The sequence below is a fragment of the Jidongwangia harbinensis genome (assembly GCF_020216025.1).
Lineage (GTDB): Bacteria > Actinomycetota > Actinomycetes > Mycobacteriales > Micromonosporaceae > Actinoplanes > Actinoplanes harbinensis.
In genome coordinates this window covers 66405-91399 of the sequence record NZ_JAIWNC010000011.1, presented here as the reverse complement: position 1 = coordinate 91399, position 24995 = coordinate 66405, and the positions used below count along the sequence as shown (strand labels likewise).

General features: G+C 71.7%; 21 protein-coding genes. 8 read left to right on the top strand and 13 right to left on the bottom strand.

Features of this window, described 5'->3' with window-relative positions:
- Positions 1–3 precede the first annotated feature (3 nt).
- Both LDL48_RS16620 and LDL48_RS16615 read right to left on the bottom strand, forming a co-directional pair.
- Positions 4–1575 carry a GGDEF domain-containing protein gene (locus tag LDL48_RS16620; RefSeq protein ID WP_225256038.1) on the bottom strand — a complete coding sequence of 524 codons (1572 nt, stop codon included), beginning with the start codon at positions 1573–1575 and terminating at the stop codon, positions 4–6.
- A 48-nt stretch (positions 1576–1623) separates the two neighbouring features.
- Positions 1624–2220 (bottom strand): TetR/AcrR family transcriptional regulator, encoded by a 597-nt coding sequence (locus LDL48_RS16615; RefSeq protein WP_225256037.1) that lies wholly within the window; start codon positions 2218–2220, stop codon positions 1624–1626.
- A gap of 89 nt (positions 2221–2309) precedes the next feature.
- Here LDL48_RS16615 and LDL48_RS16610 point away from each other — a divergent pair, with 89 nt between their 5' ends.
- Positions 2310–3269: an ATP-binding cassette domain-containing protein gene (locus LDL48_RS16610; protein ID WP_225256036.1), complete on the top strand. Its 960-nt coding sequence runs from the start codon at positions 2310–2312 to the stop codon at positions 3267–3269.
- Positions 3266–4036 carry an ABC transporter permease gene (locus LDL48_RS16605; protein ID WP_225256035.1) on the top strand — a complete coding sequence of 257 codons (771 nt, stop codon included), beginning with the start codon at positions 3266–3268 and terminating at the stop codon, positions 4034–4036. Before LDL48_RS16610 ends, LDL48_RS16605 begins: the two co-directional genes overlap by 4 nt.
- A 105-nt stretch (positions 4037–4141) precedes the next feature.
- Here LDL48_RS16605 and LDL48_RS16600 read toward each other — a convergent pair whose 3' ends face one another.
- Together LDL48_RS16600 and LDL48_RS16595 are read right to left on the bottom strand one after the other, a co-directional pair.
- Positions 4142–4651 (bottom strand): rhodanese-like domain-containing protein, encoded by a 510-nt coding sequence (locus LDL48_RS16600; protein ID WP_308016465.1) that lies wholly within the window; start codon positions 4649–4651, stop codon positions 4142–4144.
- A complete protein-coding gene (locus LDL48_RS16595) occupies positions 4648–5121 on the bottom strand; it encodes a cysteine dioxygenase (protein ID WP_225256034.1) in 474 nt (157 codons plus the stop codon). The genes LDL48_RS16600 and LDL48_RS16595 overlap by 4 nt, the downstream gene beginning before the upstream one ends.
- Positions 5122–6180: 1059 nt before the next feature.
- On the opposite strand from LDL48_RS16595, the gene LDL48_RS16590 reads away from it, so the two are divergent.
- From LDL48_RS16590 to LDL48_RS16580, 3 genes are all read left to right on the top strand, one after another.
- A complete protein-coding gene (locus LDL48_RS16590; protein ID WP_225256033.1) occupies positions 6181–7203 on the top strand; it encodes a neprosin family prolyl endopeptidase in 1023 nt (340 codons plus the stop codon).
- 146 nt (positions 7204–7349) lie between these two features.
- On the top strand, positions 7350–7871 hold the full coding sequence (locus LDL48_RS16585) for a sigma-70 family RNA polymerase sigma factor (protein ID WP_225256032.1): 522 nt from the start codon (positions 7350–7352) through the stop codon (positions 7869–7871).
- Positions 7872–7941: 70 nt separating this feature from the next.
- Positions 7942–8661, top strand: a complete 720-nt coding sequence (locus LDL48_RS16580) for an anti-sigma factor family protein (protein WP_225256031.1) — start codon at positions 7942–7944, stop codon at positions 8659–8661.
- A 1-nt stretch (position 8662) separates the two neighbouring features.
- On the opposite strand, the gene LDL48_RS16575 is transcribed toward LDL48_RS16580, so the two are convergent.
- Complete coding sequence (locus LDL48_RS16575; protein WP_225256030.1) at positions 8663–11929, bottom strand: ATP-binding protein; 3267 nt, start codon at positions 11927–11929, stop codon at positions 8663–8665.
- Between the two features lie 156 nt (positions 11930–12085).
- Between LDL48_RS16575 and LDL48_RS16570 the strand changes: the two genes are divergently transcribed.
- The gene (locus LDL48_RS16570) at positions 12086–12694 is read left to right on the top strand and encodes a helix-turn-helix transcriptional regulator (protein WP_225256029.1); all 609 of its coding nucleotides are present in this window, start codon (positions 12086–12088) and stop codon (positions 12692–12694) included.
- A gap of 3 nt (positions 12695–12697) precedes the next feature.
- On the opposite strand, the gene LDL48_RS16565 is transcribed toward LDL48_RS16570, so the two are convergent.
- A complete protein-coding gene (locus tag LDL48_RS16565) occupies positions 12698–13315 on the bottom strand; it encodes a hypothetical protein (protein ID WP_225256028.1) in 618 nt (205 codons plus the stop codon).
- On the bottom strand, positions 13309–13551 hold the full coding sequence (locus LDL48_RS16560) for a hypothetical protein (protein ID WP_225256027.1): 243 nt from the start codon (positions 13549–13551) through the stop codon (positions 13309–13311). Before LDL48_RS16560 ends, LDL48_RS16565 begins: the two co-directional genes overlap by 7 nt.
- Positions 13552–13693: 142 nt before the next feature.
- Between LDL48_RS16560 and LDL48_RS16555 the strand changes: the two genes are divergently transcribed.
- Positions 13694–15931 (top strand): DUF6531 domain-containing protein, encoded by a 2238-nt coding sequence (locus tag LDL48_RS16555; RefSeq protein WP_225256026.1) that lies wholly within the window; start codon positions 13694–13696, stop codon positions 15929–15931.
- A gap of 17 nt (positions 15932–15948) precedes the next feature.
- Here LDL48_RS16555 and LDL48_RS16550 read toward each other — a convergent pair whose 3' ends face one another.
- From LDL48_RS16550 to LDL48_RS16525, 6 genes are all read right to left on the bottom strand, one after another.
- Complete coding sequence (locus LDL48_RS16550) at positions 15949–16350, bottom strand: thiol-disulfide oxidoreductase DCC family protein (RefSeq protein ID WP_225256025.1); 402 nt, start codon at positions 16348–16350, stop codon at positions 15949–15951.
- A 7-nt stretch (positions 16351–16357) separates the two neighbouring features.
- The gene (locus LDL48_RS16545) at positions 16358–17380 is read right to left on the bottom strand and encodes an ABC transporter permease (protein WP_225256024.1); all 1023 of its coding nucleotides are present in this window, start codon (positions 17378–17380) and stop codon (positions 16358–16360) included.
- Complete coding sequence (locus LDL48_RS16540; protein WP_225256023.1) at positions 17377–18348, bottom strand: ABC transporter permease; 972 nt, start codon at positions 18346–18348, stop codon at positions 17377–17379. Before LDL48_RS16540 ends, LDL48_RS16545 begins: the two co-directional genes overlap by 4 nt.
- On the bottom strand, positions 18338–19870 hold the full coding sequence (locus LDL48_RS16535) for a sugar ABC transporter ATP-binding protein (protein WP_225256022.1): 1533 nt from the start codon (positions 19868–19870) through the stop codon (positions 18338–18340). Before LDL48_RS16535 ends, LDL48_RS16540 begins: the two co-directional genes overlap by 11 nt.
- Before the next feature lie 469 nt (positions 19871–20339).
- Complete coding sequence (locus LDL48_RS16530; protein ID WP_225256021.1) at positions 20340–23096, bottom strand: AbfB domain-containing protein; 2757 nt, start codon at positions 23094–23096, stop codon at positions 20340–20342.
- A gap of 148 nt (positions 23097–23244) precedes the next feature.
- Entirely contained in the window at positions 23245–24333 is a 1089-nt protein-coding gene (locus LDL48_RS16525; protein WP_225256020.1) for an ABC transporter substrate-binding protein, read from the bottom strand.
- 284 nt (positions 24334–24617) lie between these two features.
- On the opposite strand from LDL48_RS16525, the gene LDL48_RS16520 reads away from it, so the two are divergent.
- Positions 24618–24944, top strand: coding sequence for a hypothetical protein (locus LDL48_RS16520; protein ID WP_225256019.1), 327 nt, complete (start codon positions 24618–24620; stop codon positions 24942–24944).
- Positions 24945–24995 lie beyond the last annotated feature (51 nt).

The window sequence follows — 24995 nt, the reverse complement described above, 5'->3', positions numbered from 1 at the left end:
CGGTCAGGCCGCGATGGTGTTGCGGCCGCTCCACTTGGCCGCGTACAACCGCTCGTCGGCCACCCGGAACAACATGTCCCCGGTCATGCCGTCGGTGAGCGCGGCCATCCCGACGCTCACGGTCAGGCGTACCCCGGCCAGGATGTCGGCCCGGGCCACCGCGCTCCGGATGCGTTCCGCCATCTCCCGGCCGGTGCCCGCGTCGCCGTGCAGGAACAGCACGAACTCGTCGCCGGCGTAGCGGACCGCCTCGTCCTCCGTCCCGCAGTGCGCGCGCAGGATCGCCGCCACCTCGCGCAGCGCGCGGTCCCCGGCGCTGTGCGAGTACGCGTCGTTGACCGCCTTGAAGTGGTCCAGGTCGACCAGGAGCAGCACCAGCGGCCGCGGCAGCCGCCCGTCGTCCACGCCGGACAGCAGTTCGTCGAAGCGGCGCCGGTTGCCCAGGCCGGTCAGCGGGTCGCGGAGGATCTCCCGCTCGGCGCGGGCCCGGGCGGTCTCCGCCTCCTCGCGCTGCCGGGCCTGGCGGAGCATGGACAGCCGCTGCTGGCGCAGCAGCCACAGCTCGCGCACCTGGCCCTCGACCGCCTCGAACAGGTCCCGGCTGGACTGGCTGCCGTCCAGTTCCAGCGCGGTCACGGCCATCTCGTAGCGGATGATCTGGGCCTCGGCCGGATGTGGCCCGTACCCGCAGAGTTCCCGCGCGGCGACCAGCTCCCGGCGGGACTCCAGCAGGTCACCCTGCTCGCGCCGGCTGATGCCGAGCGCCAGGTGGGCCATCCGCGCGTGCTGGTGGCTCTTGCCGGCCCGCAGCGGGAGGATCACGTCCCGGGCCAGCTTCTCGGCCACCACCACGTCGCCCAGCTTGGCCAGCGCCAGGGCGTGTGCGGCCAGCACGCACGGGTCGTTGCCGGTGCGGTCCAGCCAGCGCCGGGTGATCGCCGCGCTGCGCCGCAACCGGACCGTGGCCTCGCTGCCCCGGCTCACGTGGGCGAGGCGCAGGCCCCAGTAGAGCAGGGTGGTGGCGTAGACGATGTCGAACGAGGTGGCGCGGCCCGGCTGGTCGAAGGCGCAGAGCCGTTCGTACGCGGCGGCGGCGGTCTCGTACATCTCGGCGACCGTCGCGGTCTCGGCGAACGAGCACATCGCGGACCGGTGCCGGTCGGTGCCGGCCGGTCCGGCGTCCAGCAGCACGCCGGCCCGGGCCAGGTCGTGCATGCCGTCCACGTACCGGCCGCGGAGCACGTGCATCTGGGCCAGGTCGCAGAGCGTCTTGGCCTCCTCGAGGACCTTGCCGGTGGCCTGGTGCGTGGCGAGCAGGCGCTCGCCCAGCCGGGTGGCCTCGGGAACCCGGCCCATGTCGAGGTAGGCGTACATCTTGGCCTGGATCAGGAAGCTGACGGATTTCTCGTCGCCCACCGCCCGCGCGATCGCCAGGTAGGCGTCCGCGGCGATCAGGGCCTCGGGGGAGCGGCCGGTGCTGGCCAGCCGGTGCACGCGCGCGGCCAGGAGCTGGAGCGGACCGTATGCCGTCACCGGCACCGGCAACCGCTTCCCGGCGTCGCTTCCGTCCTCCATGCCCCCAGTATCGACGGTTAGCTCCTCCTGCCAATCCTGCTGTCCGCTTTACTTCTCTGGACTTTGTGGACCGAAGATCATGTCGAGCTGGGCCTCGAGCGCGGCCACCGCGCTCTCCGCGGAGTAGTGACCACCGAGCAGGTAGACACCGAGCCCTTCCAGCACCGCGAGCAGGCCGGCCGCGGCACCCGCCGGATCCACCGCGCGGTTCGCCCCGCGGATCAGGCCGGTGACCAGATCGAGCATGTCGCGGGTGTCGGCGCGCAGTGGTTCGGCGGCCTCCGGGCGAACCGCAGTGTAGGCGAGGAAGGCGAGGCCCACCCGCCCGTACGCGCGGCTCTCCGGGTCGAGCGGCAGCACGGTCAGGAACAGGGCGCGCAGCAGGTCACGCGGCGCGGGATCGGGGCCGAGCCGGCCCACCGCCTCGCTGACCCTGAGCTGATGCCGCTCGCGCACCACCGCGAGGGCGAATCGCATCATCTCGTCCTTGGTGCGGAAATAGTGCTGCACCATGCCGGACGACACGCCCGCCGCGGTCGCCACGTGCCGCAGGCTCACCGCCTCCAGCCCCTGGTCGGCGGCCACCCGGACCAGCGCGTCGGCGATCAGCGTGCGGCGCTGATCATGGTCCACCCGTTTCGGCATGCCTCCATGTTTTCACAATGCAGTTGTATTGACACCTGCGCTCCCGAGCTTTTACATTGCAACTGCAACGTAAAAGACGGGAGCGAACCATGACCTACGCGATCGAGGCCACCGGCCTGGTCAAGCGGTACGGCGACGTGACCGCGCTGAACGGCGTCGACCTGGCCGTCCCGGCCGGCTCGGTGCTCGGGGTGCTGGGGCCGAACGGCGCCGGCAAGACCACCGCGGTCCGCATCCTGGCCACTCTGCTGCGGCCGGACGCCGGCACGGCCCGGATCGGCGGGTACGACCTCCGGCGCCAGGCACACGAGATCCGCCTGATCATCGGGCTCGCCGGCCAGTACGCCTCGGTCGACGAGGACCTGAGCGGGCTGCACAACCTGACCATGGTCGGGCGGCTGCTCGGCCTGCCCCGGGCCGAGGCCCGCAGACGCGCCGACGACCTGCTCGCCGAGATGGACCTCGCCGACGCCGGCGGCCGGTCCGTCAAGACGTACTCCGGTGGCATGCGGCGCCGCCTGGACCTGGCCGCGAGCCTGGTCAACCGCCCGGCCGTGCTCTTCCTCGACGAACCCACCAGCGGGCTCGACCCGGCCAAGCGCAACGACATGTGGGCGAGCATCCGGGCCCTCGCGAACCAGGGCTCGACCGTGCTGCTCACCACGCAGTACCTGGAGGAGGCCGATCACCTGGCCGACGACATCGTGGTGATCGACGCCGGCCGGGTGGTCGCCCAAGGCTCACCCGGCGACCTGAAACGCCGCGCCGGCACCCAGACGCTGGACATCCGGCTGGTCGACCCGTCCCGGACCGCCGAGGCCGCCGCGCTGGTGGCCGCCGTGGTCGGCGTGGAACCGGCCCGGCACCGCACCGCCGGGCACCTCAGCGTCCCGGTCACCGGCGGAGCCCTGATGCCCGCGGTGATCCGGCGCATCGACGACGCCGGCGTCGAGGTCGCCGAGTTGGCGCTGCGCCTGCCCAGCCTGGACGACGTCTTCCTGGCTCTGACCGGTCACACGGCACGCACCCTGGAGGGAACGACCACATGAACGTCACCGCCACCCAAGGTCTCCGCCAATGCCTCGAGCTGTCCTGGCGGTGCATCGTCAAGATCCGCCGTAACCCGTTGGTGCTGGCCGACGTGCTGATCGGCCCGGCCGTCTTCCTGGTCCTCTTCGTGTACGTCTTCGGCGGCGCCATCCAGGGCAGCGCCCAGGACTACCTCGACTACATGGTCCCCGGCGTCCTCGGGCTGACCACGTTGCTGGCCACCATGGGCGTGGGCGTCTCGCTCAACACCGACCTGGAGAAGGGCGTCTTCGACCGGCTGCGCAGCCTGCCCATCTGGCGGGCGGCGCCGCTGATCGGGGCGATCGGCGGCGACATGGTGCGGCAGGTCGTCGCGATCGCCGCCCTGCTCGGCTTCGGCACCCTGCTCGGCTTCCGGGTCCGCACCGACGCGTGGTCGGTGCTGGCCGCGTGCGGACTGGCGATCGCCTTCGCGTTGGCGTTCTCCTGGGTGTGGGTGCTGCTCGCGCTGGTGATGAAGGACCCGCAGAGCGTGCAGGGCCTGGGCGCGCTGCTGATCTTCCCGCTCTCCTTCGCCAGCAACATCTTCGTCGATCCGGCCACCATGCCCGGCTGGCTGCAGGGATTTGTCGCGATCAATCCGGTCCGGCACCTGATGGACGCGATCCGTGGCCTGATGCTGGACGGACCGGTGGCGAGGCCGCTGCTGTGGACGGTGCTGTGGATGGCCGGGGTGGTGCTGGTCTTCGTGCCGCTCGCGCTCGCCGCCTACCGCCGCCGCGCCTGAGCCGGCCGGCCCCGGGATCACCGCGTCCCGGGGTCTGACGGCCGGTCGGCCAGGGGTGCCCGCCGCCTGCGCGCTGGACAGCCGAGGTGGCCGGTCCGGGAACGGTCAGCCGGTGGGCAGGCCGGCCGCGGCCCAGGCGGCGAACCCGCCGACCACGTCGGTGGCCCGGGTGAGGCCCAGGTCGTGCAGCGAGGCGGCCGCCAGCGAACTGGTGTAACCCTCCTGGCAGAACACGATGACCTGGAGGTCGTACCGGGTGGCGAAGCCGAGCCGGGCGTCGCTGCGCGGGTCGAGCCGCCATTCCAGCACGTTGCGCTCGATCACCAGGGCGTCCGGTATCGCGCCGTGCGCGGCGCGCTGTGCGGCCGGGCGGATGTCGATCAGCACGGCTCCCCGGTCCGCGGCGCGGTGCGCGTCGTGCGGGTCGAGCCGGTGCAGGCGGGACCGGGCGGCGGCCAGCAGGTCGTCGATGCCGGCCGAGCCGGGCGGCGCGAAGGTGCCTGATGCGCCGGGTGGCGTGACGGTGCCCAGCGGAGGGGGCGGCGTGACGGTGCCCAGCGAGTGGGGTGGCGTGACGGTGCGCGGCGTGACGGTGCCCAGTGTGGAGGCGCTCACCACTGCACCCCCGCCCGCTCCAGCGCGGTGATCTCCAGGCCGCGGGCGCCGATCCGGTACCGGGTCATCGCGGTGAGCGCCGGACCGTACACGTGGATGCTGACCGCCGGCCGGTTCGTGCGGTTGGTGATGCGATGGATGTGCTGGCCACCGAACCGGCGACCGGCGCCCTCGCCGAGTTCCCGGGCGGCGATGCGCGGCGGTTGCCCGGCCGGGGACGTCACGGTGTCCTCGGTCAGCGTGCCGGAGACGACGTGGAAGGCGCCGGCCGAGCCGCCGTGGTCGTGCAGGTCGGTGCCCTGTCCCGGCAGCCAGGTGAGCAGCCACACCTCATGATCGAACTCGGCGGCGATGCGCTGGTACCAGCGTTCCGTCGCGTCGAACCGGGGCGCGACGGGCCAGCGCTCCGGGGCCGCGGCATGCCAGGCGGCGAGGGCGAGATGGTCGGTACGGACGACAGCTGCGGTCACGGGCTCCTCCTCGGGTTACCTACAACGCCTATCAGTTATATAGGTTTAGTGCCGAGGATGTGGGCGCCACCCCGAAATGATCTCAACAGGTGGTCGGCGGGCGCGGTGGTCGGCGGGCGGTTGGCGGGACGGGGTGCGCAGTGGCGTGCCGAGGCGGGGTGGGCAAGCGGCGGGCCGGCGTGGGCGGTGGCGGGTCGGCGTGGGCAGCGACGGTGGCGGGGGCGCGCAGGTCGTTGACGTCGCGCGGCGGGTCGGCAAGTGCGCGGCGGCAATGGCGGATTGGCGGCGGCGGTGGTGGGTGGGCGGCGGCGACGGCGGATTGGCGGCGGCGATGGTGGGTGGGTGGCGGCGCTGGCGGGACGCGGTGGGCGGCGTGCCGCAACGCCGGGGTGCTGCTGGCCGGGATGTGCGAGTCGCACCGGTTCGCCCGGACGTCCGCGGGCGCGATCGGCCCGCGTCCCGCCCGCGCCGAAACGAGTGCCGATCACCACTGCCCGCAAAACGATAGACAATCGCAAATAAATGCGTGCTGAATTTGTTTCGTAAAGCGCCGGAATTGCACCTTCCACTTAAGATCATCGCACGGCGAAAGTTGAAGGAAGCCGGTATTTCGGCGCCCGATTTGGGGCTGTCCTGCCCCTCATTGTCCGCACGGACCGGCTACCCGAGGACATAACGGACATTTTGCCGGTCTATCATGGACAGACGCGCGCCAACCGGGGTTTTATGGGTCACCCGAAAGAACCTCGGACCGTCTTGCCCCTTTCGTCGACACGCTCAAATTAGACGTAGTGCTATCGAACCAACACGTTCCGTTGACGGTATTCGGCCGGGAATCACCAGATCGGACCGCGACCTCAGCCGTTAAGACTAAATTGCAGCTCGGCCCGGGACTCGGCAATCGAGCCAGCTATATGGTGAGCATCGACCGCCGAGAACCGGTGCCGGAGGCCCCCCGCCCCGCCCGCCTCTAAGCCCCAGACGAACGAGGACGGACACGTGTCGATTCCCCGCCGCGGCTTAGTCGCCGCCGGCCTAGCCGTAGCCGTAGTCGGCTCCGTGGGAGCCATCTCGACCCTCAACGCCGGCGCAGAGCAGATTCCGCAGCCGCCCGCCGCAGTGTCGAGTCCGGCTGCCGCGGTCGACGACACCCCGGATCCGCCGTCCACGCTCCCGTGGGGCGCGAAGCCGCAGCGCCTGAAGATCGGCCGGCCCGGGGCCAGCAGCAAGGCCCTCGCCGCGGCCGGCGCGGACGCCGCGTTGTCCGAGCCCGGTGATTCGCTCGCCCTCGATCCGGAGTTCATGCCGAAGGGCCCGGTCACCAAGCGCGGCCCGCGCAAGACCAGCGGTCGCCCGGTCGCGCCGCCGGCGCCGGCGCGCCTCTCCGCGCTAGCCGACCCGCCCCCCGAGCCGCGGGCGAGCTACTACTACAGCACGGCCTTCCAGTTCGTGGAGAACAGCGGCTCCTACGCCAACCTGGTGATCAGCAAGCCCAGGCTGGGCGCGAACGACTATCACTCGCTGGCCGAGATCGCGGTGCAGACGCCGGACGAGCGGCAGACGGTGGAGGTCGGCTGGACCGTCAACCGGGCCATGCACGGTGACGACGACCCGCACCTGTTCGTCTACCACTGGATCGACAAGCGGGAGACCTGCTACAACTCCTGCGGATTCGTCCGGTACAGCCAGACCGTGAAGCCGGGCATGAAGCTGCCCGAGGGCGTCTCCAAGCGGTTCGGCATCCAGTACTTCAAGGACGGCGACGGCAACGGCGCCTGGTGGATCGCGTACGACAGCGAGTGGGTCGGCTTCTTCCCGGACACGCTCTGGCAGGGGCGGTTCACGTCGTCCGGTCTGGTGCAGTGGTTCGGCGAGGTGGCCTCGCCGGTCGGCGCCCAACCGTGCAGCGACATGGGCAACGGCCTTCGGCCGGACGACGAGCGCGCCGCCCGCATCGGCACGATCTCCCTGCTCGGTGGCGCGGAGGTGAGCTACTCGCTCAAGGCGGAGAATCCCTACTATGCCAACCTGCGGTTGAGCGAGCGGACCATGCGGTACGGCGGGCCCGCACCCGCCTGCTGAACCGGCGACCGACCCGCCCGGCGATGCCCGGTTCCTGACGAGGGGGCCGGGCATCGTCCTGTTCGGCGTACCCTTCGAACCGGCTGCGCACCCACGGTGTACAACCAGGTGACCGGCCGGAACGCCGAGGAGGGACCGGGCAGGCGATGAAGAAACGGGCGACGCCCGACGAGGAGCTGATGACCGCGCTCTACACCGAGCACTATGCGGTGCTGCTCAGCTTCATCTCGCGGTACGTGCACGACCGTCACAAGGCCGAGGACCTGGTGCAGGAGACCCTGCTGCGCGCCTGGAAACACATCGATCACCTCGACACCGAGCCCGGCCGTACCCGGTCCTACCTGCTCACCATCGCGCGGAACGTGGTCACCAACGCGTGGCGGGCCGAGCAGCGCCGGCCGCACCTGGTGGCCGACGAGGCCGCGGTCAACGCGATGCCGTCCGCCGACAACGTCGATCAGATGGTCGAGGGCTGGCTGGTGGCCGAGGCGCTGCAGCGTCTGTCCGCCGAGCATCAGGCCGTCGTCCGGGCCATGTACTACGAGGGGCAGAGCGTCGCGGACGCAGCCCGCAAGCTGGCCGTGCCGGAGGGAACGGTGAAGTCCCGCGCCTACTACGCGGTACGCGCGCTGCGGACCGCGTTCGAGGAGATGGGGGTTCTGCGGTGAGCGGAGCAACGCGGCTACGGCCGGAGTCCCCGCGGTGGACGGGCACCGGTCCGCGGAGGGGAGGTCTGCGATGAGTGTCGGCGATCATGACGAACTGCGCCGTCTGCTCGGCGGCTACCTGCTCGGCGGGCTGGACGAGGCGGACACCGACCGGCTGGACGCGCACCTGCGGGACTGCGACGACTGCCGTACCGAACTGGACCGGCTGGCCGCCGTACCCGAACTGCTCAAGCGTCTGCCGGAGGCGCAGCGCGCGGCCGGCGCGGTGACGACCGCGGCCCCGGTGATCGCCATCGGCACCCGGCCCAGCGCGGAACGCATCGAAGGCCTGCTCCGGAAGATGCGCGCCGAGCGGTCCCGCAGCCGGCGCATCGCCGGCGTCCGCTGGCTGGCCGCCGCGGCGGTGGTGATGATCGCCGCGGTGATCGGTTTCGGGGTGGTCACCGCGGACCGGGGTGGCCGGCAGCCGCAGGTGCTGCCCAGCCCGCAGCTGGTCACCGCGCAGTTCGAGTCGGCCGCCGGCAGCGGACTCTCCGGCGAGGCGGTGCTCACGCCGAAGACCTGGGGGGTCTCGGTGGCGCTGGACGTGTCCCGGCTGGAGGGCGACGGGCCGTTCGTGTGCCAGGTACGCAACACCAGCGGCGAGACCGAGCAGGCCGCGGTGTGGGGGCCGACGCCGACCGGCAGCGCCAAGGTGATCGGGGCGAGTTCGATCCAGCTGAGCAACGTGAGCGCCATCGCGATCGCCGACCGGGAGGGCCACGTCCTGGGCACCGCCGAGGTCAGCTAGGTCAGCGGCGGAACAGGCCGGACGCGCGCTGCAGGTCCCACTCGGCGCGCAGCCGGCCGTACAGTTCGAGGGCCTCCGGATCGCCGGCGTCCTCCAGCGCCCCGGCCAGCTCCGGGATCCGGCCCACCGCGCGGTAGTGCTCGGCGGCGGCCCGGGCGCCGGACGGGTCCCCGGTGCGCAGCGTGCGGATCCGCTCGGCGGCGGCGAACGCCCGGGCCGGCACCGACTCCTTCTTCGCCTCCTCCTCGCTGATCTGCGCCGCGGTGTCGATCACCGCGGAGTCGCCCACCGACTGGGCCAGCCGGACGATGTCCGGCAGCCACTGGTGGCGCAGCATCATCGGCGCGTACGACGGCTCCCGCAGCGGCGCCAGCACGGCCAGCGCCTCCTCCGCCCGGCCCTGCTGCTCCAGCACCAGCGCCCGGGCCATCAGCAGGAAGTCGCAGCTCTCCCGTTCCGCACTGGTGGTGGGCAGCTGACTGTCCGCGGCGTCCAGGTGGGCCTGGGCGGTCTTCAGGTCACCGCGGCGGCCGGCGATCAGCGCGGCCACGCCGTGCAGCAGCATCGCCACGGCCGGTGGTTCCCGGGTGCCGTGGAAGGTGATGCCCGGATCGTCCTCGGTGATCCAGCTGATCTCCGCGAGTGCGTCGTCCCAGCGGCCCAGCCAGTAGTACTGGACGGCGGAGGCGACCTGGAGGCTGGACGGCAGGTGATGGCGCGCGGCGACGTCCGCCGCCGACTGCAGGGTGCGCTGGGCCTCCTCCAGCCGGTCCAGGTTCTGCAACGAGAACACCCGGTTGTCCAGCAGATCGAAGAGCAACGTGGCGTCGGCGTCGCCGAGGGTGGCGATGGCCCGGTCGAGGTGTGCCAGCGCGCTCAGGTGGTCGCGGCGGATGGAGTCGATCAGCCACCGGGTCTGCAGGGCGAACGCGGCCTCGTACGGCGAGCCGGCGGCGGCGTGCGCGGCCACCGCGTTGGCCTCCGCCTCGTCCAGGTCGTCCAGCTCGCAGCGGCGGAAGTTGGCGAGCAGCACCCGGTGCCGGGTCCGCCAGATCTCCGGCACCGCCGGATCGTCCACCGCGTCGCTGAGCAGCGCGATGGCGCCGTCCGCGTCGCCCCGGCGGTACCGCATGGCGGCCAGCAGCTGGCGCATCTCGGCCCGGTCCGCCGGGTCGCGCGCCACCATGAGGGCCTCGCGCGCCTCGTCCTCCGGGTACTCGTCCAGCCGGAACAGCAGCTTCACCGCGGCCACCAGCAGGATCTCCCGCTGGGTGAGGTCCGGCACGTCCGTGGTCAGCGCCTGCCGCAGCAGGTCGGCGGCGATCCGCGGGGCCCGCCGGGTCAGTCCGGCGTGGTTGCTCACCAGCCAGTCCACCACCCACGGGTCGACCACCGCGGCGTCCGCGGCGAGCTGTTCCGCGATCCGGGTGACCGCGCTGCCCGCCCGGGCCAGCGCCTCGGCGGCGTGCCGGCGCAGCGTGGCCCGCAGCGGCCCGGGGATCGCGTCGTGCAGCGCCTGCCGCAGGAACGGGTGCCGGAAGGTGAGGTGGCTGCCGGACTCCAGCACCACGCTGGCGCCGACCGCCTCGGCGAACGTGCGGGTCAGCAGCACCGGCGAGCGGCCGGTGAGCGCCACCAGGTCGGTGGTCGCGAACTCCATGCCGAGCAGCGCGGCCAGCCGCAGCACTTCCTGGGTGTCGGGGGAGAGCGAGTCGAGGGTACGGCCGACCGCGGCGAGCAGCGACCCGGGCAGCCGGTCGGCCACCGTGCCGTCCACCTCGGCCACTCCGTCCACCACCGTCACGGACCGCTGGCGTACCAGGTCGGCGGCCATCTCCCGGGTGTAGAGCGGATTGCCGGCGGTACGGACGGCGAGCGCGCGCAGGCTCTCGCCGGGTGCGGCGCCGACGATGCCGCCGATCAGCGTCTCCACCTCGGGCGGGCTGAGCGGGGCCAGGTCCAGCAGTACGCCGTCGCGGCTCCCCACGGCCCGGCGCAGCTGGGCCAGCTCCCGGCGCGCGGACTCCGGCCGGGACGCCGCGACCAGCAGCAGCGGGAGCCGTCGTACCGCCGCGGTGAGCCGTCCCCAGACCAGCAACGTGGCGTCGTCCGCCCAGTGCATGTCGTCGATCACCAGGACCAGCGGGCCCTGCCGGCTCGCTTCCCGGATGAAGGCCAGCAGCCCCTCGTCCTGGTCGCCCTGGAGCTGTTCGGCCACCGCCGCGAGCCGGGTGTCGCTGGACGTGGTCTCCAGCCCGAGCGCCTCCATCAGCACCTGCAGCGGGACGCGCTGGCCGAGTTCGTCGGCCACACCCCAGGCAATCTGGCAGTCCACCCCGGCGAACGCGGTGGTGAGCAGTTCGGACTTGCCGATGCCGGGTTCGCCGTCGATCCACACCGCGCCGCCGCGCCCGGCCCGGACGTCGGCGACCAGGCCGGCGAGCACGTCGAGTTCGGCCCGCCGGCCGACGAACGTGTTGCGCGGCCGGGACAGGTGGGCGGGCTGGACCCGGAGCAGGGGCAGCGGCTCGGCGGCCGGAACCTCCAGGATGGAGCGTTGCACCCGGCGCAGGGCCGGACCGGGTTCGACGCCGAGCTCGTCGATCAGCGTGCGCCGGGCGGCCTGGTAGACGTCGAGGGCCTCGGCGGTCCGGCCGGCCTGTGCCAGGGCCCGCATGAGCAGCTCGTACAGGCTTTCCTGGAGCGGATGCTCGCGGACCAGTCTCTGCAGTTCGGCGACCAGGTCGGCGCTGCCACCGAGATCCAGGAGGGTACGCGCGCGCCGCTCCAGCATGGCCAGGCGCATCTCCGCCAGGCGCGGCCGTTCCCGCTCGACGAACGGCCCGGACACCCCGGTGTACGGTTCTCCCCGCCACAGGGCGAGCGCCTTGTCCAGGGTGGCGACGGAGCCGGCCGGGTCGCCGTCGCGGAGTTGCCGCGCGGCCTCGTCCCGCAGCCGGGTGAAGTCCGTCACGTCCAGGCTGGACAGTCGCAGGTGGTAGCCGCCGGGCACCGTGGCCAGCAGTTCGGCGGCCGGTCCGAGCGCGCGGCGCAGCCCCGAGACGTACGTGTGCAGGCTGCCGCCGGCGCTGGCCGGCGCGCTGTCGCCCCAGACCGCGTCGATGAGTTCGTCCCGGCTGACCGCCCGTGCGGAGTTCAGGGCCAGCACCGCGAACACGGCGCGCTGGCGGGACGGTCCGAGTGGTGGGTCGGCGTCACCGGCCCGGGCGCGCAGTTGTCCGAGCACCTGGACGTGAAGCTCGACCACACGCCCTCCTGACGATTTGTATCTGTTTTTCCGGCCGCCCGGGCCATTGTTGTCCACGCCTGCAAATTCGGCCAGACGTTGTGGAGCAACTCTGGAGAAGTCGTGAAGCCTCGCTCAGCACACTGCCATCGATTGACCGATGTCGAGGGGGCAGCAGTGAAGATAGTGGTGCACGCGGCGGACGCGTTGAGCCGGGCCGGACTGTCCGGTCTGCTGGACGCGGTGCCCGGGACGGAGATCGTGGCGAGTTGGGTGGACGCCGACGTCGCCGTGGTGGCGGCCGACCGGCTGCGGCACGACGTGGTGTCGATGCTGCGTGCCGAGGCGGTCCGGGCCGAGGTGCCGGTGGTCCTGGTGGTTCCGGAGCTGACCGACGCCGAACTGCTCACCGCCATCGAGTGCCGGGTGATGGCGGTCCTGCCCCGTACCGCGCTGACCGAGGACCGGCTGTGGCACTGCGTGCGTACCGCGTTGGCCGGCGGCGGGGTGATCCCGCCCAGCCTGGTCGGCGGTCTGCTCAAGCACATGGGCCGGTTCCAGCGCGAGGTGCTGGCACCGCACGGCCTGAACGCGTCCGGCCTCACCGAGCGGGAGATCGACGTGCTGCGGCTGATGGCCGAGGGGCTGGAGACGCCGGAGATCGCGGCCAAGCTGTGCTACTCGGAGCGGACCGTGAAGAACGTGCTGTACGGCGTCACCCACCGGCTCAAGCTGAAGAGCCGCTCGCACGCCGTGGCGTACGCGATGCGTGCCGGGGTCTTCTGACGGTCACGGTGCCGGTGGGACGAACCGGAACGTGGCCGTGACCGCGTCGAACAGGTCGTGCATCTCCGCGGCCAGCGCCACGATCGGCGTGCTGCCGGTGACCAGGGCCACCCGCGCCTGACCCGGGCCGGGGAACGGCACGAACGTCTGCAGCAGCGCCGCGCGGATCCAGCCGGCCCCCTCCGGCAACGTGACGTCCTCCACACCCCGGGTCCGGGTGACCCGGCCGACGTGCGGCAGGTCGACCTGCTCGACGACGCGCCACGGCCGGTCGTCGCCGGTCCGCCCGACCGGGCGCAGGTACTCGCCGACCGACGCCACCTCGCCCGGCGCGGCCACCACCGACACCGTGACGGTCGCGGTGAGCAGCGCGCCGCCGAGACCGTCGACCATCACGCCGCAGTACGCCGCGCCGTGGGCGTGTGCGGTGCGGGCGGCGCCGCGCAGGGCCCGTACCAGTGCGGTGCGGTGCGTGCGCAGCTCCGGCATCTGCCGGACCCGCTGCCGGACCAGGCTGTTGATGCTGCCGTCGCGGGTGTTCGGGTGCACGTCCACCTCGAACCAGGTGGGCGGCACGGCCAGGGTGAACCCGGTCGGTGCGGCGACGGCGGCGCTCAGCACGCCGCCGTGCCGCCCCGCCCCATCGTGGCCGCGGCCCGGTCGGCGAGGTCGCCGACCAGCCGGCAGTTCTCCTGGACCCGAATCCGGCCGTCGGACCAGCGCGACCCGAAACGCGCGATCGCCTCGTCCACCCGCGGGTCGCCGACGTCGCCGCGGAGCCATCCCGGTGCCGTCCACATGGCCTCCGAGATCTCCGTCAGCGTCGTCGAGAACGTCCGCAGCTCCAGGTGGTCCATGCCGGAACTGTGGCACCGCGCCGTCCCCGGACGGAAGTGACCGGGGCGAACGCCCACGATTCCAGGTGTCTTCGTGCCAACGGCTACGTGTCGGATCTCCGACCGGGACACCATCGGCCGCAACGTGATCATGGAGGGGTGGATGAGCCGGCCGTCGGACTGGTGGGTGCTGGACCTGGCGTCGGACCCGGCGCCGGGGTCACCGGACGACGTGGAACGTCTCGCCGGGAGCCTCGCCGAGTTCGCCGACCGGGCCGAGGGTGCGCACCGCACCGTGCTGCGGATGCGGGACGACGACGCGGTGCTGGCCTGGGCCGGCCTGTCCCGGGACACGTTCCGCGAGCGGTTCGGCGAGTTCCCGGCGCAACTGGCCAAGGTGCACGCCGCGCATCGGCTGGCGGCCGACGCGTTGACCGCGTTCGCGCCGCGACTGCGGGCCGCCCAGGCACAGGCCGACCGGGCCCTCGCCGAGGGCCGGGACGCCCGGTGCCGGCTGGCCGGCGGGCCGGATCCGGAGCAGCTCCGCCAGGCGCTGCGCGATGCCGAGGCCGCGCGACGGGCCGCCGCCGCGGAGCCGGACGCGTACCGCGCGCTGGAGGCCGCGCGGACCCTCGCCGACCAGGCCCGGCGCCTGCGGGACGACGCGGCCGTCGCGTGCGCGCGGGCGGTCGACGTGGCGTCCGACGCGGCCGTGCCGCCGCGGGAGTTCTGGGACAAGCTCGCCGACGCGTTCACCATGCTCTGGGATGTCGTGCACGAGGTGGCCAAGTGGGTGGCGCTGGTGGCCGGTGCGGTGGCGCTGCTGCTGGGCGGTCCGGCGGCCTGGCTCGCGCTCGGGGCCGGCACGTTGCTGCTGGTCGCCGCGGCGGCCCGGGCCGACCGCGGCGCGATGTTCGACCTGGTCCTCGGCCTTCTCGGACGGGTTCCGGGGGTACGGGGGCGGAGCGCGCCGGACCGGCCCGCGCCCGGGAACCACACCGCCCTGGGCGGGTCCGAGCGGGCGTCGATGCGGAATCTGCTGACCGCGTCGCGGCCCGAGACGCCGGTGATCGTGGAACTGGTGACCGGGGAACCGGGGGCGGCCCGTACCGGCCCGGTCACGCCCGACGCCGGAGCGGTACGGTACGCCGAGACCGACCTCGACCTGCCCGGCGCGCTGCCGTTGACGCTGACCCGCACGCACCGTTCCGACGCCCGCCCCGGCCGGTTCTTCGGCACCCACTGGACGTCCACTCTGGACCAGCGGATCCGGCTGCGGGACGGCGGCGTCGAGCTGCTCACCGAGGACGGCGTGCTGCTCGACTATCCCGAGCCGGACGGGACGGAGCCGGTGCACCCGCGGCACGGCACCGGTCCGCCGCTGCGCCGTACCGGCGACGGTGGGTTCGTGGTCAGTGACCGGCCGGTCGGCCGGCGGCGCTGGTTCGCCGCGCCGGACCGCACCGGCGTCGCGCTGCTGAGCGCCGTCACGTCCGGAGCGGACCGGATCGACATCGCCCGCGACCCGCACGGCGTACCGACCGCGCTGACCGGCCCGGGCGGGACGCGGGTGACCGTCGGCGCGGTGGACGGCCTGATCACCGCGCTGCAGGTGACCGGCGACGACGGCCGGCCGGTGCCGGTGCGGGAGTTCGACTACGACGACGGGCAGCGGCTGGTCGGCGTGGCGAACGGCTCCGGCCTGGCGACCGCGTACGGCTACGACCCGGCCGGGCGGCTGGTCCGCTGGGCGGACCGGGTCGGCACCTGGTACGCCTACCGGTACGACGCCGCGGGCCGGTGCGTGCGCGCCACCGGACCCGACGGCTACCTGAACCACCGGTACGAGTACCGGCCGCGCCGGATCCGGTGCACCGACTCACTCGGGCACCGCAGCACCGTCTGCCTCGACGACCTCGGGCAGGTGGTGGCCGTGGTCGACCCGCTGGGCCGGACCACACCGGGGCACCGGCCGCCGGTGCCGAACCAGCCGCCGGTCGGTGCCGGGCCGCCGGTCCGCCACGCCGGCTACCGGTACGAGACCGACGGCCGTCTGCTCGCCCGTACCGGCCCGGACGCGCGGGGCGAGCGACGGGCGTACGACGCCGAGGGCAACCTGGTGGAGATCGTGGACCGGCACGGCGACCGGACCGCGCTGGAGTACGGCCCGTTCCGCCGGCTCCGCACCCGGACCGGGCCGGCCGGCGCGCAGACCCGGTTCACCTGGGACACCGAACTGCGGCTGACCTCGGTGACCGACGAGCACGGGCGGTGCCGGACGTACGAGTACGACGCGGTGGGCCGGCTGGTCCGGGAGCGCGACGGCGACCACCGGGCGCGCACCTTCGAGTACGACGCCGCCGGCCGGATCGTCCGGCCGGACCTGCGCGGGACGGCCTGACCCGGCGCCGGGCGCAATCAGGGCCGCTCGGCGCCGTACAGCCGGTCGCGCTGGGCCTGCGGCAGCGAGCACGCGGCGGTGCCGCCCGGCAGCATGTGCCGGTGGTCCGCCACCCAGCGGTACGCCGGCCACGCGGCGAACCGGACCGGCCGCAACTGCAGCGCCCGCCCGGGCACCTGCCAGAGCCGGCCGGCGTCCCGGAGCAGCAGCGCGATCGCGTCCGGACCCGAGGCCACCGTGCCGTCCGCGGCCACCCACTGCACCGCCGCCTCGGCCTGCTCCTGGGTCAGGCCGAGCGACGGCAGGTCGGCGAACTGCCACGGCACCACGGTCGCGCGGGTCGGGATGCGGCGCTCGACGAACCGGGCACAGTCGCTGCAGAACGAGCAGTCACCGTCGTAGACAAAGGTCGCGGTCACCCGCCAATCATGTCACGCGCCGCAGCTTGACCAGGTAGGTCTGGGCGACCACCACGACCGCCAGGAACGCGCCGCTGATCACCTGCTGGTAACTGGACTGCACGTTGCCGACCTGATTGATCATGTTCTGGATGACGCCGAGCAGCAGGACCCCGGCCACGGTGCCGGCGATCGTGCCCGCGCCGCCGGTGAGCAGCGTGCCGCCGATCACCACCGCGGCGATCGCGTCCAGCTCCATGCCGGTGCCCAGCACGGTCACCCCGGACCCGAGCTTGGCCGCGTTGATCGCACCGGCCAGCCCGGCCAACAGCCCGGACAGGACATAGACCCAGATTTTGGTACGCCGGACCGCCACGCCCATCAGGCTCGCCGCGTCCTCGCTGCCGCCGACCGCGTACACCGCCCGCCCGAACCGGGTCCGCGCCAGTGCCACCATGCCGATCGCCACCAGCGCCCCGACCAGCCACACCTGGTACCCGATGCCGAGGAACGAGCCGGTGCCGAAGGTGCGGAACGCGTCGCTCTCCACCAGGTAGGTGTTCGAACCCTCGCTGCTGAACGCCCGCATCAACCCGCGCGCACCGAGCAGCGCGGCCAGCGTCACGATGAACGGCGCCATCCGGGTGTACGCGATGAGCAACCCGTTCGCGACACCGATCGCGCCGCACACCGCGAGCGGCGCGAAGAACGCCGGCAGCAGACCCCACTGCGAGGCGTACGCGCTGACCACGCCGCCGAGCACGTAGAGCGAGCCGACCGACAGGTCGATGCCGCCGGTGATGATGACGAACGTCATGCCCAGCGCGATCAGCATCGGCGGGGCGGCCGCCATCAGGATCGTGCCGGCGTTGTCCGCGCTGCGGAAGTTCGGCCAGGTGGCGGACGCGATCAGGACCACCACCAGGAGCACCGCCAGGGCGCCCTGCCGCTGCACGATGCCGACGACGCGGTCGGTGCGTTCCGCCCGGCGCACGTCCGCGGCGGCCACCACCGTCGGTGCCTGCTGTTCCGGGGCGATCTGCTGGGTCACCGGGTCTTCCTCTCACGGGCCACGTACACGGCGATGAGGATGATGACGGCCTGCACCATCTCCGTCGTGGACGGCTGCAGGTTGTGTTTGATCATGGTGGCGACCACCAGCTGCATCAGCAGGGCGCCCGCCACGGTGCCCAGCACCCGGACCTTGCCGCCGGTCAGCGGGGTGCCGCCGACCACCACGGCGGTGATCGCGGACAGCTCGATGAGCAGGCCCACCGCCGAGGCGTCACTGGACTGGATGCGGGCCACCGCCAGCACCCCGGCGATCGAGGCGAGAATGGCGCACACCACGTACACGGTGATCAGGACCCGTTTGACCGGCAGGCCGGCGAGTTCCGCCGAGGCGCGGTTGCCGCCGATGGCGAGCAGGCGTCGGCCGAAGACCGTGCGCCGCACCACGAACGCCACCACCACGACCAGCGCCGCGGCGATCCACACCAGCACCGGCAGGCCGAACAGGTCGCCGGAACCCAGGTAGAGCAGGTCGGCGTTGCGGACGTCGCGCAGCTGCCCCTCGGAGAAGACCAGCGCCAGCCCGCGCCCGCCGACGAACAACGCCAACGTCGCCACGATCGGTTGCAGCCCGACCCGGGCCACCAGGGTGCCGTTGATCAGGCCGACGACCAGGCCGGCCAGCAGGGACACCCCGATCGCCGCGATCACCCCGTACCCGAGATAGAGCGGGATGAGCGCCGCGGCCAGGGCCATCACCGACCCGACCGACAGGTCGATGCCCTCGGTGCCGATCACCAGGGCCATGCCCAGCGCCACGATGATGATCGGCGCCACCTGGATCAGCTGGATGCGCAGGTTGCTCCAGGTCAGGAAGTTCGGCGTGAACAACACGTTGTAGAGGACCAGCAGCACGATCGCGACGTAGACGCCGTACACCGGCAGCCACGCGCGGACCCGCGCCAGGTCCAGGGTGGGCCGCCGGACGGCCACGGTCTCAGTGCTCATCGGTGTCCTCCGGTGCCGCCGCCGCGATCGTCTCCAGCAGGTCCTCGGTGGTGACCTGGTCACCGGTCAGCACGCCGACCACCACGCCGTCGCGCAGCACCACGACCCGGTCCGCGCCCTCGATGAGTTCCTCCGCGTCCGACGAGACCAGCACCACGCCGAGCCCCTCCGACGCCAACTCGTCGATCAGGGACTGCACCTCGGCCTTGGCGCCCACGTCGATGCCGCGGGTCGGCTCGTCCAGCAACAGCACCTTGGGCTCGGTGGCGAGCAGCCGGGCCAGCAGCACCTTCTGCTGGTTGCCCCCGGACAGGTCGCCGACCCGTTGATGCGGACTGGACGCCTTGATCCGCAACCGTTTCATGTACCGGTCGACCACCTCGTCGACCCGGGCGTCCGACACCACGCCCAGTTTGGACATCCGCGGCAGGACCGCCAGCGCGATGTTCTCCCGCACCGACAGGCCGGCCACGATGCCCTCGGCCTTGCGGTCCTCCGGCTGGATCGCGATGCCGGCCTTCACGGCGGCCACGGTGGTGGGCCGCTTCAGGGTCCGGCCGTCGACCTGGATCTCGCCACCGTCCAACGGGTACGCCCCACCGATCGCCTTGATCGTCTCGCTGCGCCCGGCCCCGAGCAGCCCGCCCAGTCCGACCACCTCGCCCGGACGCACGTCGAAGCTGATGTCGTGCAGCTTGCGCCGGCTGTTCAGGTCGGTGACCCGCAGCACCGGCGGGGCGTCGGCGTCCCCGGTGGTCTCCCCGGAGAACGCGGTGGCACCCTCCCGGCGTACCTCCGACATGTCCCGCCCCAGCATCAGCGAGACCAGCCGGATCCGCTCCAGGTCGGCCAGCCGCCCGGTGTGCACCACCCGGCCGTCGCGCAGAATGGTGACCGCGTCGCAGATCTTGTACAGCTCGTCCAGCCGGTGGCTCACGTACACGATGCCGATGCCGTCGGCGTGCAGGTTCCGGATCACGCCGAACAGCGTCTCCACCTCACGCGGCTCCAGCGACGACGTCGGCTCATCCATGATCACGACCTTGGCGTCGATCATCACGGCCCGGGCCAGCGCCACCATCTGCTGCGCGCCCAGGGCCAGCGTGCCGAGCCGCCGGCGGACATCGGTGACGACGCCGTACCGGTCCAGGATCTCCGATGCCTCCCGGTTCATCCGGGCCTCGTCCAGCATGCCGAACCGGTTGCGCGGCTCTCGCCCGAGGAACAGGTTGTGCGCCACGCTCATCAGCGGGATGAGGTTGACTTCCTGGTAGATCGTGGAGATGCCGGCGCGCTGAGCGTCCATCGGAGTGCCGAACGAGGCCGGCTGATCCTGATAGCGAAGGTGGCCGCCGTCCGGCTGATACACACCGGTCAGCACCTTGATCAAAGTGGACTTGCCGGCGCCGTTCTCACCGACCAGGGCATGCACCTCGCCGGCCCGCAACTCGAACGACACGTCGTCGAGCGCCCGCACGCCGGGGAACACCTTGCTGACGTTGACGACCTCCAACAGCGACATGATCGCATTCACTCATTTCCCAACACATTCCGTCAAGACCTCCGTCAATTTCGCACATCGACGGGGGTGGGGTGTCGGCAATCTGCGTGCCGCGTGTGTGGGTCTCGGGTGCGGTGCGCGCCGTAGCTCCGCACGCACGGTTCGCGCGATGGCGGTGTGTCGAGTTGCGGCACGCAGCGCGCCCCTGCGCCACACGCCACGGCCGAGAAGCCGTCCGCAGCCGGCAGGGGAGGCGAAGTCGTGCAGCTGTGTCGACAGACGACAGACGACCCCGGCTGCACAAGATCTCCCGGCAACCGAGGCAAACACCACCGCCGGAAGACGACGCCGAGTGCGGACCCGACGGCGCGGACCTTAGCCACCCGCACCGACGCCGCTCCGTGCAGCGAACGCCACCGTGGTCGTCGCGCCCATACCGACGCTGGTGTACCAGTGGAGCGCTCCACTGGTACACCAGCGTCGAGGGCGCTCAGCCGAGTGGAGCGGCGTCGGCCCAGGTGGCGTCGGCGGGGTAGCTGCCGGGGTTGTCCCAGGCGTTACTGCCTCCGGTGGTGGCGATATACACCGCCTCGCTGTAGTGCCGCCAGTAGTGGCCGGGGTAGTTGAACGACTCCAGCGACACGTTGCCCGCGCCGCCGTTCAGGGGTGGCTGGGCACAGAACGTCGCGTCCTGGGCGAACACCGTGGAGTTGTCGTTCGACGCCTTCTGCAAGCGGTAGCCCGCGTGCCGCAGGTACTGCCCGGAGAAGTTGGCCGACTCGAACGAGTAGCAACTGCTCTCCGCCAGGCCGGGCCGGACGATGTACGTGGCGTCCAGCCGGTCGGTGGCGCCGCTGCCCGGGCCGAGCACGTCGGTGCGGGCCAGGCCGTCCCGGTGGCGGAGGTACCGGTCGGTGAAGCCGGGCGTGGTGACCCGGAACGACCGCCGCTGTCCCGCCGCCAGGTCGGCACCGCTGCGCCACCATCCGGGGACCACCGCCCAGGTGGCGTCGGCGGCGAAGGTGCCGCCGGTGCTCTGCTCCACCCAGATCTCGGCGTTGCGGTGGCGCAGGTAGTGGCCGGACAGGTTGGCCGACTCCAGGGACGTGCCGCCGCCGGACAGGCCGGGCCGGGCGCAGTAGGTGGCGTCCGCGTTGAAGGTGCCGCCGCTGTTCGCCTCGCTGTACACCCGGTTGCCGCGGTGGCGCAGGTACCGGCCCGGGAAGTTCCGGGACTCGAACGAGTAGCACGCGCCGTTGGACAGGCCGGGCCGCACGTAGTACGTGGCGTCCAGCTTGTCGACGGTGGCGCTGCCGGCGGTCACCGGGTCGGTACGGGCGGCGCCGTCCCGGTGGCGCAGGTAGCGGTCGGTGAGGCCGGGCGTGGTGACCCGCAGCGAGGACAGCCGGTTCAGCGGCAGGGTGGTGCCGTTCGCCGCGCCGAGGACCCGTTGGTGCAGCTCGCGTACCCGGGCGAAGTCCATTTTGCGGATCTGCCGGTCGTACGTGAAGAAGCCGTTGAGTTCCTCCTCCACGTCCGTCGGTTCGGTGTAGACGGATCCGGAGAGGCCGTTGCCGTTGATGAGTTCGGTCAACCGGCCGGTGATCTGCAGGTACCGGTTGGTGAGGGCGGTCGGGTCGGGCAGCCATTCGTAGGCGAACTTGCCGGACGTCGGCCATTCGTGACCGGGGGTACGCAGGCCCAGTCCGCCGTATTCGCCGTTGACCGCGATCCGGGTGGCGGTGGGCGGGCGGCTGATGCCGGGTCCGACGTACACGTGGTCGTCGATCACGTCGCCGTTGCCCGGGTCCGGGTCGGAGTCGCAGCAGTTGGAGCCGGAGTTGTGGTTGACCAGCCGGGTCGGGTCCCAGCTCTTGACCAGGTCGGCGATGCGGCCGGCGTCGTACTCGCCCCAGCCCTCGTTGAACGGCACCCACTGGACGATCGAGGTGATGTTCTTGTGTTCGTCGATCATCTCGCGGAGCTCCCGCTCGAACCGGGTGCGCCCGGCCTGCGACGGTTCCCGGCCGCTGCCCAGCGACGGCATGTCCTGCCACACCATCAGGCCGAGCCGGTCCGCGTGGTAGAACCAGCGGTCCGGTTCCACCTTGATGTGCTTGCGGACCATGTTGAAGCCCAGCGCCTTCTGCTGTTCCAGGTCGAAGGCGAGCGCCGCGTCGGTCGGTGCGGTGTACAACCCGTCCGGCCAGTAGCCCTGGTCCAGCGTGCCGAGCTGGAACACGAACCGGCCGTTCAGAGTGGGCCGCAGCGTGCCGCCGAGCATCGCCTTGCCGAGCGAGCGCATGCCGAAGTACCCGCCGACCGTGTCACCGCTGGCCAGGGTGACCCGCAGGTTGTAGAGGTAGGGGTCGTCCGGCGACCAGAGCCGGGCATTGGGTACGGGTATCCGCAACGACGCGCCGACCGTGCCGGTGGCGGTGCCGACGACCGTGGAACCGGAGAGTGCCTGCGCGGTCACCGCGGTGCCCGGGGTGGTGCCCTGCACGACCAGGTCCAGGGCGCCGGCGGCCACGTTCGGGGTGGTGTCCAGGCGGGTGATCCGGGCCTGGTCGGTGGGTTCCAGCCAGACGGTCTGCCAGATGCCGGAGTTCGGCGTGTACCAGATGCCGCCGCGGCTGCGCCGTTGCTTGCCGACCGGGATGTCCTGGGCGTCGGTCGGGTCCCACACGCCCACGATCACCTCGTTGGCGCCGGACCGCAGCGCGCCGGTGATGTCGTACGAGAACTTGTCGTAGCCGCCCTCGTGCGTACCCATCAGGGTGCCGTTGATCCAGACCTTGGACTGCCAGTCCACGCCGCCGAAGTTGAGCTGGACCCGGCGCCCGGCCCAGCCGGCCGGGACGGTGAACGTGCGGCGGTAGTACATGAAATCCTCGTGCCGCATGATCCCGGAAAGGGCGCTTTCGATCGGGTACGGGACCAGCACCTCCTCGCCGAGCGTGGTGTTCACCGGGGGCGTGTTGAGGTTCGGGGCGGCGGCGAACTGCCAGATGCCGTTGAGGTTCTGCCACTCGGTGCGGGTGAGCTGCGGGCGCGGGTATTCGGGGAGCGGGTTCGTGGTGGAGACCTGGTTGGTCCACGGGGTGGTGAGCGGCGGGGTCTTGGGGTCGAACGCGGCGGCGGGGGCGGACGTGGCGACCAGTCCGCCGGCGGTAGCGGTGAGTGTCGTGGCGGCCACGGCTATGCGGCGTCGCCAGGACCGGGGGGAGCGGGGATGTGCAGTCACGTGCTCTCTCCTTCGAGAAAGTCGACCAGCTTGACACACATACTGACGTGACCGAACATCGGCGGCAATAGACAAACATCTATGGTGGTTGCGGAACCGACCGTGGTGTTCCACTGGAGCGCTCCAGTGGAACACCACGGTCCGGCGATCAGGAGTACGAGTTCGCCAGGTCCGCCTTGGCGTTGCTCTGGTCGTACTCACGGTCGGTGATGATGATGTTCTCCGGGATCGGCTCACCGTTGAAGAACTTGGTGGCGGTCTCGAAGGCCAGCGGGCCGAACCGCGGGTTCGACTCGATCACCGCGTACAGCCAGCCGTCCACGATGGCCTGCACCGCGCCGCGCGTGCCGTCGATCGAGACGATCTTGACGTCGCCGGCCTTCTTGCCGGCGCTCTTGAGCGCGGTGACGGCGCCGAGCGCCATCTCGTCGTTCTCCGCGTAGATGCCGTTGATGTCCGGGTTGGACTGCAGCAACTGCTCGGAGACCTTCTGGCCCTCCTCGCGGGAGAACTGGCCGGTCTGCTCAAAGGTGATCTTGACGTCCGGCGCGATCTTGGCGATCTGGTCCTTGAAGCCCTTGGTACGCAACGTGGTCACGTTGTTGCCGGGCGCGCCGAGCAGGATCGCGACCGAGCCCTTGTTGCCGAGGGCTGCCGCCATCTTGTCCGCGGCGCGCTTGCCCTGCTCCTCGAAGTCCGACCCGATGAAGGTCAGGTAGTTGGTGCAGGACTCCGCGTTGATCTTCCGGTCGATGGTGATGATCGGGACCTTCTTCGCCGAGGCCTTGGCGAAGACCGAGTCCCAGCCGTCCGAGTTGAGCGGCGCGACGATCAGCAGCTGGACGCCCGAGTCGATCATCTGCTCGACGTCGCTGATCTGCTTGTTGAACTGCGAGTTGGCGTTGGTCGCCTGGAGGTTGTCCTTCGGGATGCCCAGCTTGGCCGCTTCGTCGCGAATGGACTTCGTCTCGGCGATGCGGAACGGGTTGGCCTCCTTCTCCGACTGGGAGAAGCCGACCTTCGCGGTCTTCAGGTCGATCTTCGTGCCGCCGAACTGGTCCAGCGTGCACGACTTGGCGCCGGGGGCGGCCGACTGCGCCACCTGCGCGGCGTTGGCAGCTGCTCCACTGTCGCCGGTGGCGCCGGAATCCTCCGACTTGGCACACGCGCTGACGAGAAGAAGGGCCGCTCCGAGGGAAATGACTGCCGGCCTCCAGCGACCGGACATGGCGCTCATGACATGGGCTCCTTAGCAGGTGGATGGGGACATCAGGGGGTAACCATCCGGAAACACATTCACCCACTATCGAACTTTTCTTGTCAAGGTCAGCTCCATAACCAACCAGAAACGAACGCGGAGCCGCCGACCGTGCGCAGTGGAACGTCGACCGCTCCGGGCCGGGTGGCGAGTGCGAGGGCAGAAAGGACGGTTCGCGGGGCACTGTCGATGCACCTACCTTCCGGAGCGGGCGGCGTACCTGATGAACTGCCCTACCGGCCGGTAGTAGAGAGGACCTCACTGTGAGTGCTGACGGCGATGTGCAGCCCTTCGCCGGTGAGCTGTTCCTGACGCTGGCCGCGGAAGGGCGCCTGGTCCTCGACGCCGCCGCCGCCGACCCGGTCATCGCGGATCTCGAGCAGACCCTGGAGGCGGTCACCCGGCGCCTGGAGCTGCTGACCATCTGGCGAAACAACCCGGGCCTGGCCATGGACTGCCTGCCCGCGGACATCGCCGCCAGCCTCACCGACGCCGCGTTCCTCGACCAGCTGACCCCGGGCCGGCTGGAACGCGCGGTGGAGGAACTGCCCAAGTACATCGAGGCGCTTCGCATCGCCAGTCGCGGCTGAGCCCGCACCGTGTTTGGGCGCCGTGAAGTCGCCGTGGAGATTTCCTGAAGA

What these genes read in the sequence shown, in the direction of transcription:
- LDL48_RS16620 (WP_225256038.1), bottom strand. Translation starts at nt 1,575, where the DNA reads ATGGAGGACGGAAGCGACGCCGGGAAGCGGTTGCCGGTGCCGGTGACG.
- LDL48_RS16615 (WP_225256037.1), bottom strand. Translation starts at nt 2,220, where the DNA reads ATGCCGAAACGGGTGGACCATGATCAGCGCCGCACGCTGATCGCCGAC.
- LDL48_RS16610 (WP_225256036.1), top strand. Translation starts at nt 2,310, where the DNA reads ATGACCTACGCGATCGAGGCCACCGGCCTGGTCAAGCGGTACGGCGAC.
- LDL48_RS16605 (WP_225256035.1), top strand. Translation starts at nt 3,266, where the DNA reads ATGAACGTCACCGCCACCCAAGGTCTCCGCCAATGCCTCGAGCTGTCC.
- LDL48_RS16585 (WP_225256032.1), top strand. Translation starts at nt 7,350, where the DNA reads ATGAAGAAACGGGCGACGCCCGACGAGGAGCTGATGACCGCGCTCTAC.
- LDL48_RS16580 (WP_225256031.1), top strand. Translation starts at nt 7,942, where the DNA reads ATGAGTGTCGGCGATCATGACGAACTGCGCCGTCTGCTCGGCGGCTAC.
- LDL48_RS16560 (WP_225256027.1), bottom strand. Translation starts at nt 13,551, where the DNA reads ATGGACCACCTGGAGCTGCGGACGTTCTCGACGACGCTGACGGAGATC.
- LDL48_RS16555 (WP_225256026.1), top strand. Translation starts at nt 13,694, where the DNA reads ATGAGCCGGCCGTCGGACTGGTGGGTGCTGGACCTGGCGTCGGACCCG.
- LDL48_RS16540 (WP_225256023.1), bottom strand. Translation starts at nt 18,348, where the DNA reads ATGAGCACTGAGACCGTGGCCGTCCGGCGGCCCACCCTGGACCTGGCG.
- LDL48_RS16535 (WP_225256022.1), bottom strand. Translation starts at nt 19,870, where the DNA reads ATGTCGCTGTTGGAGGTCGTCAACGTCAGCAAGGTGTTCCCCGGCGTG.
- LDL48_RS16525 (WP_225256020.1), bottom strand. Translation starts at nt 24,333, where the DNA reads ATGAGCGCCATGTCCGGTCGCTGGAGGCCGGCAGTCATTTCCCTCGGA.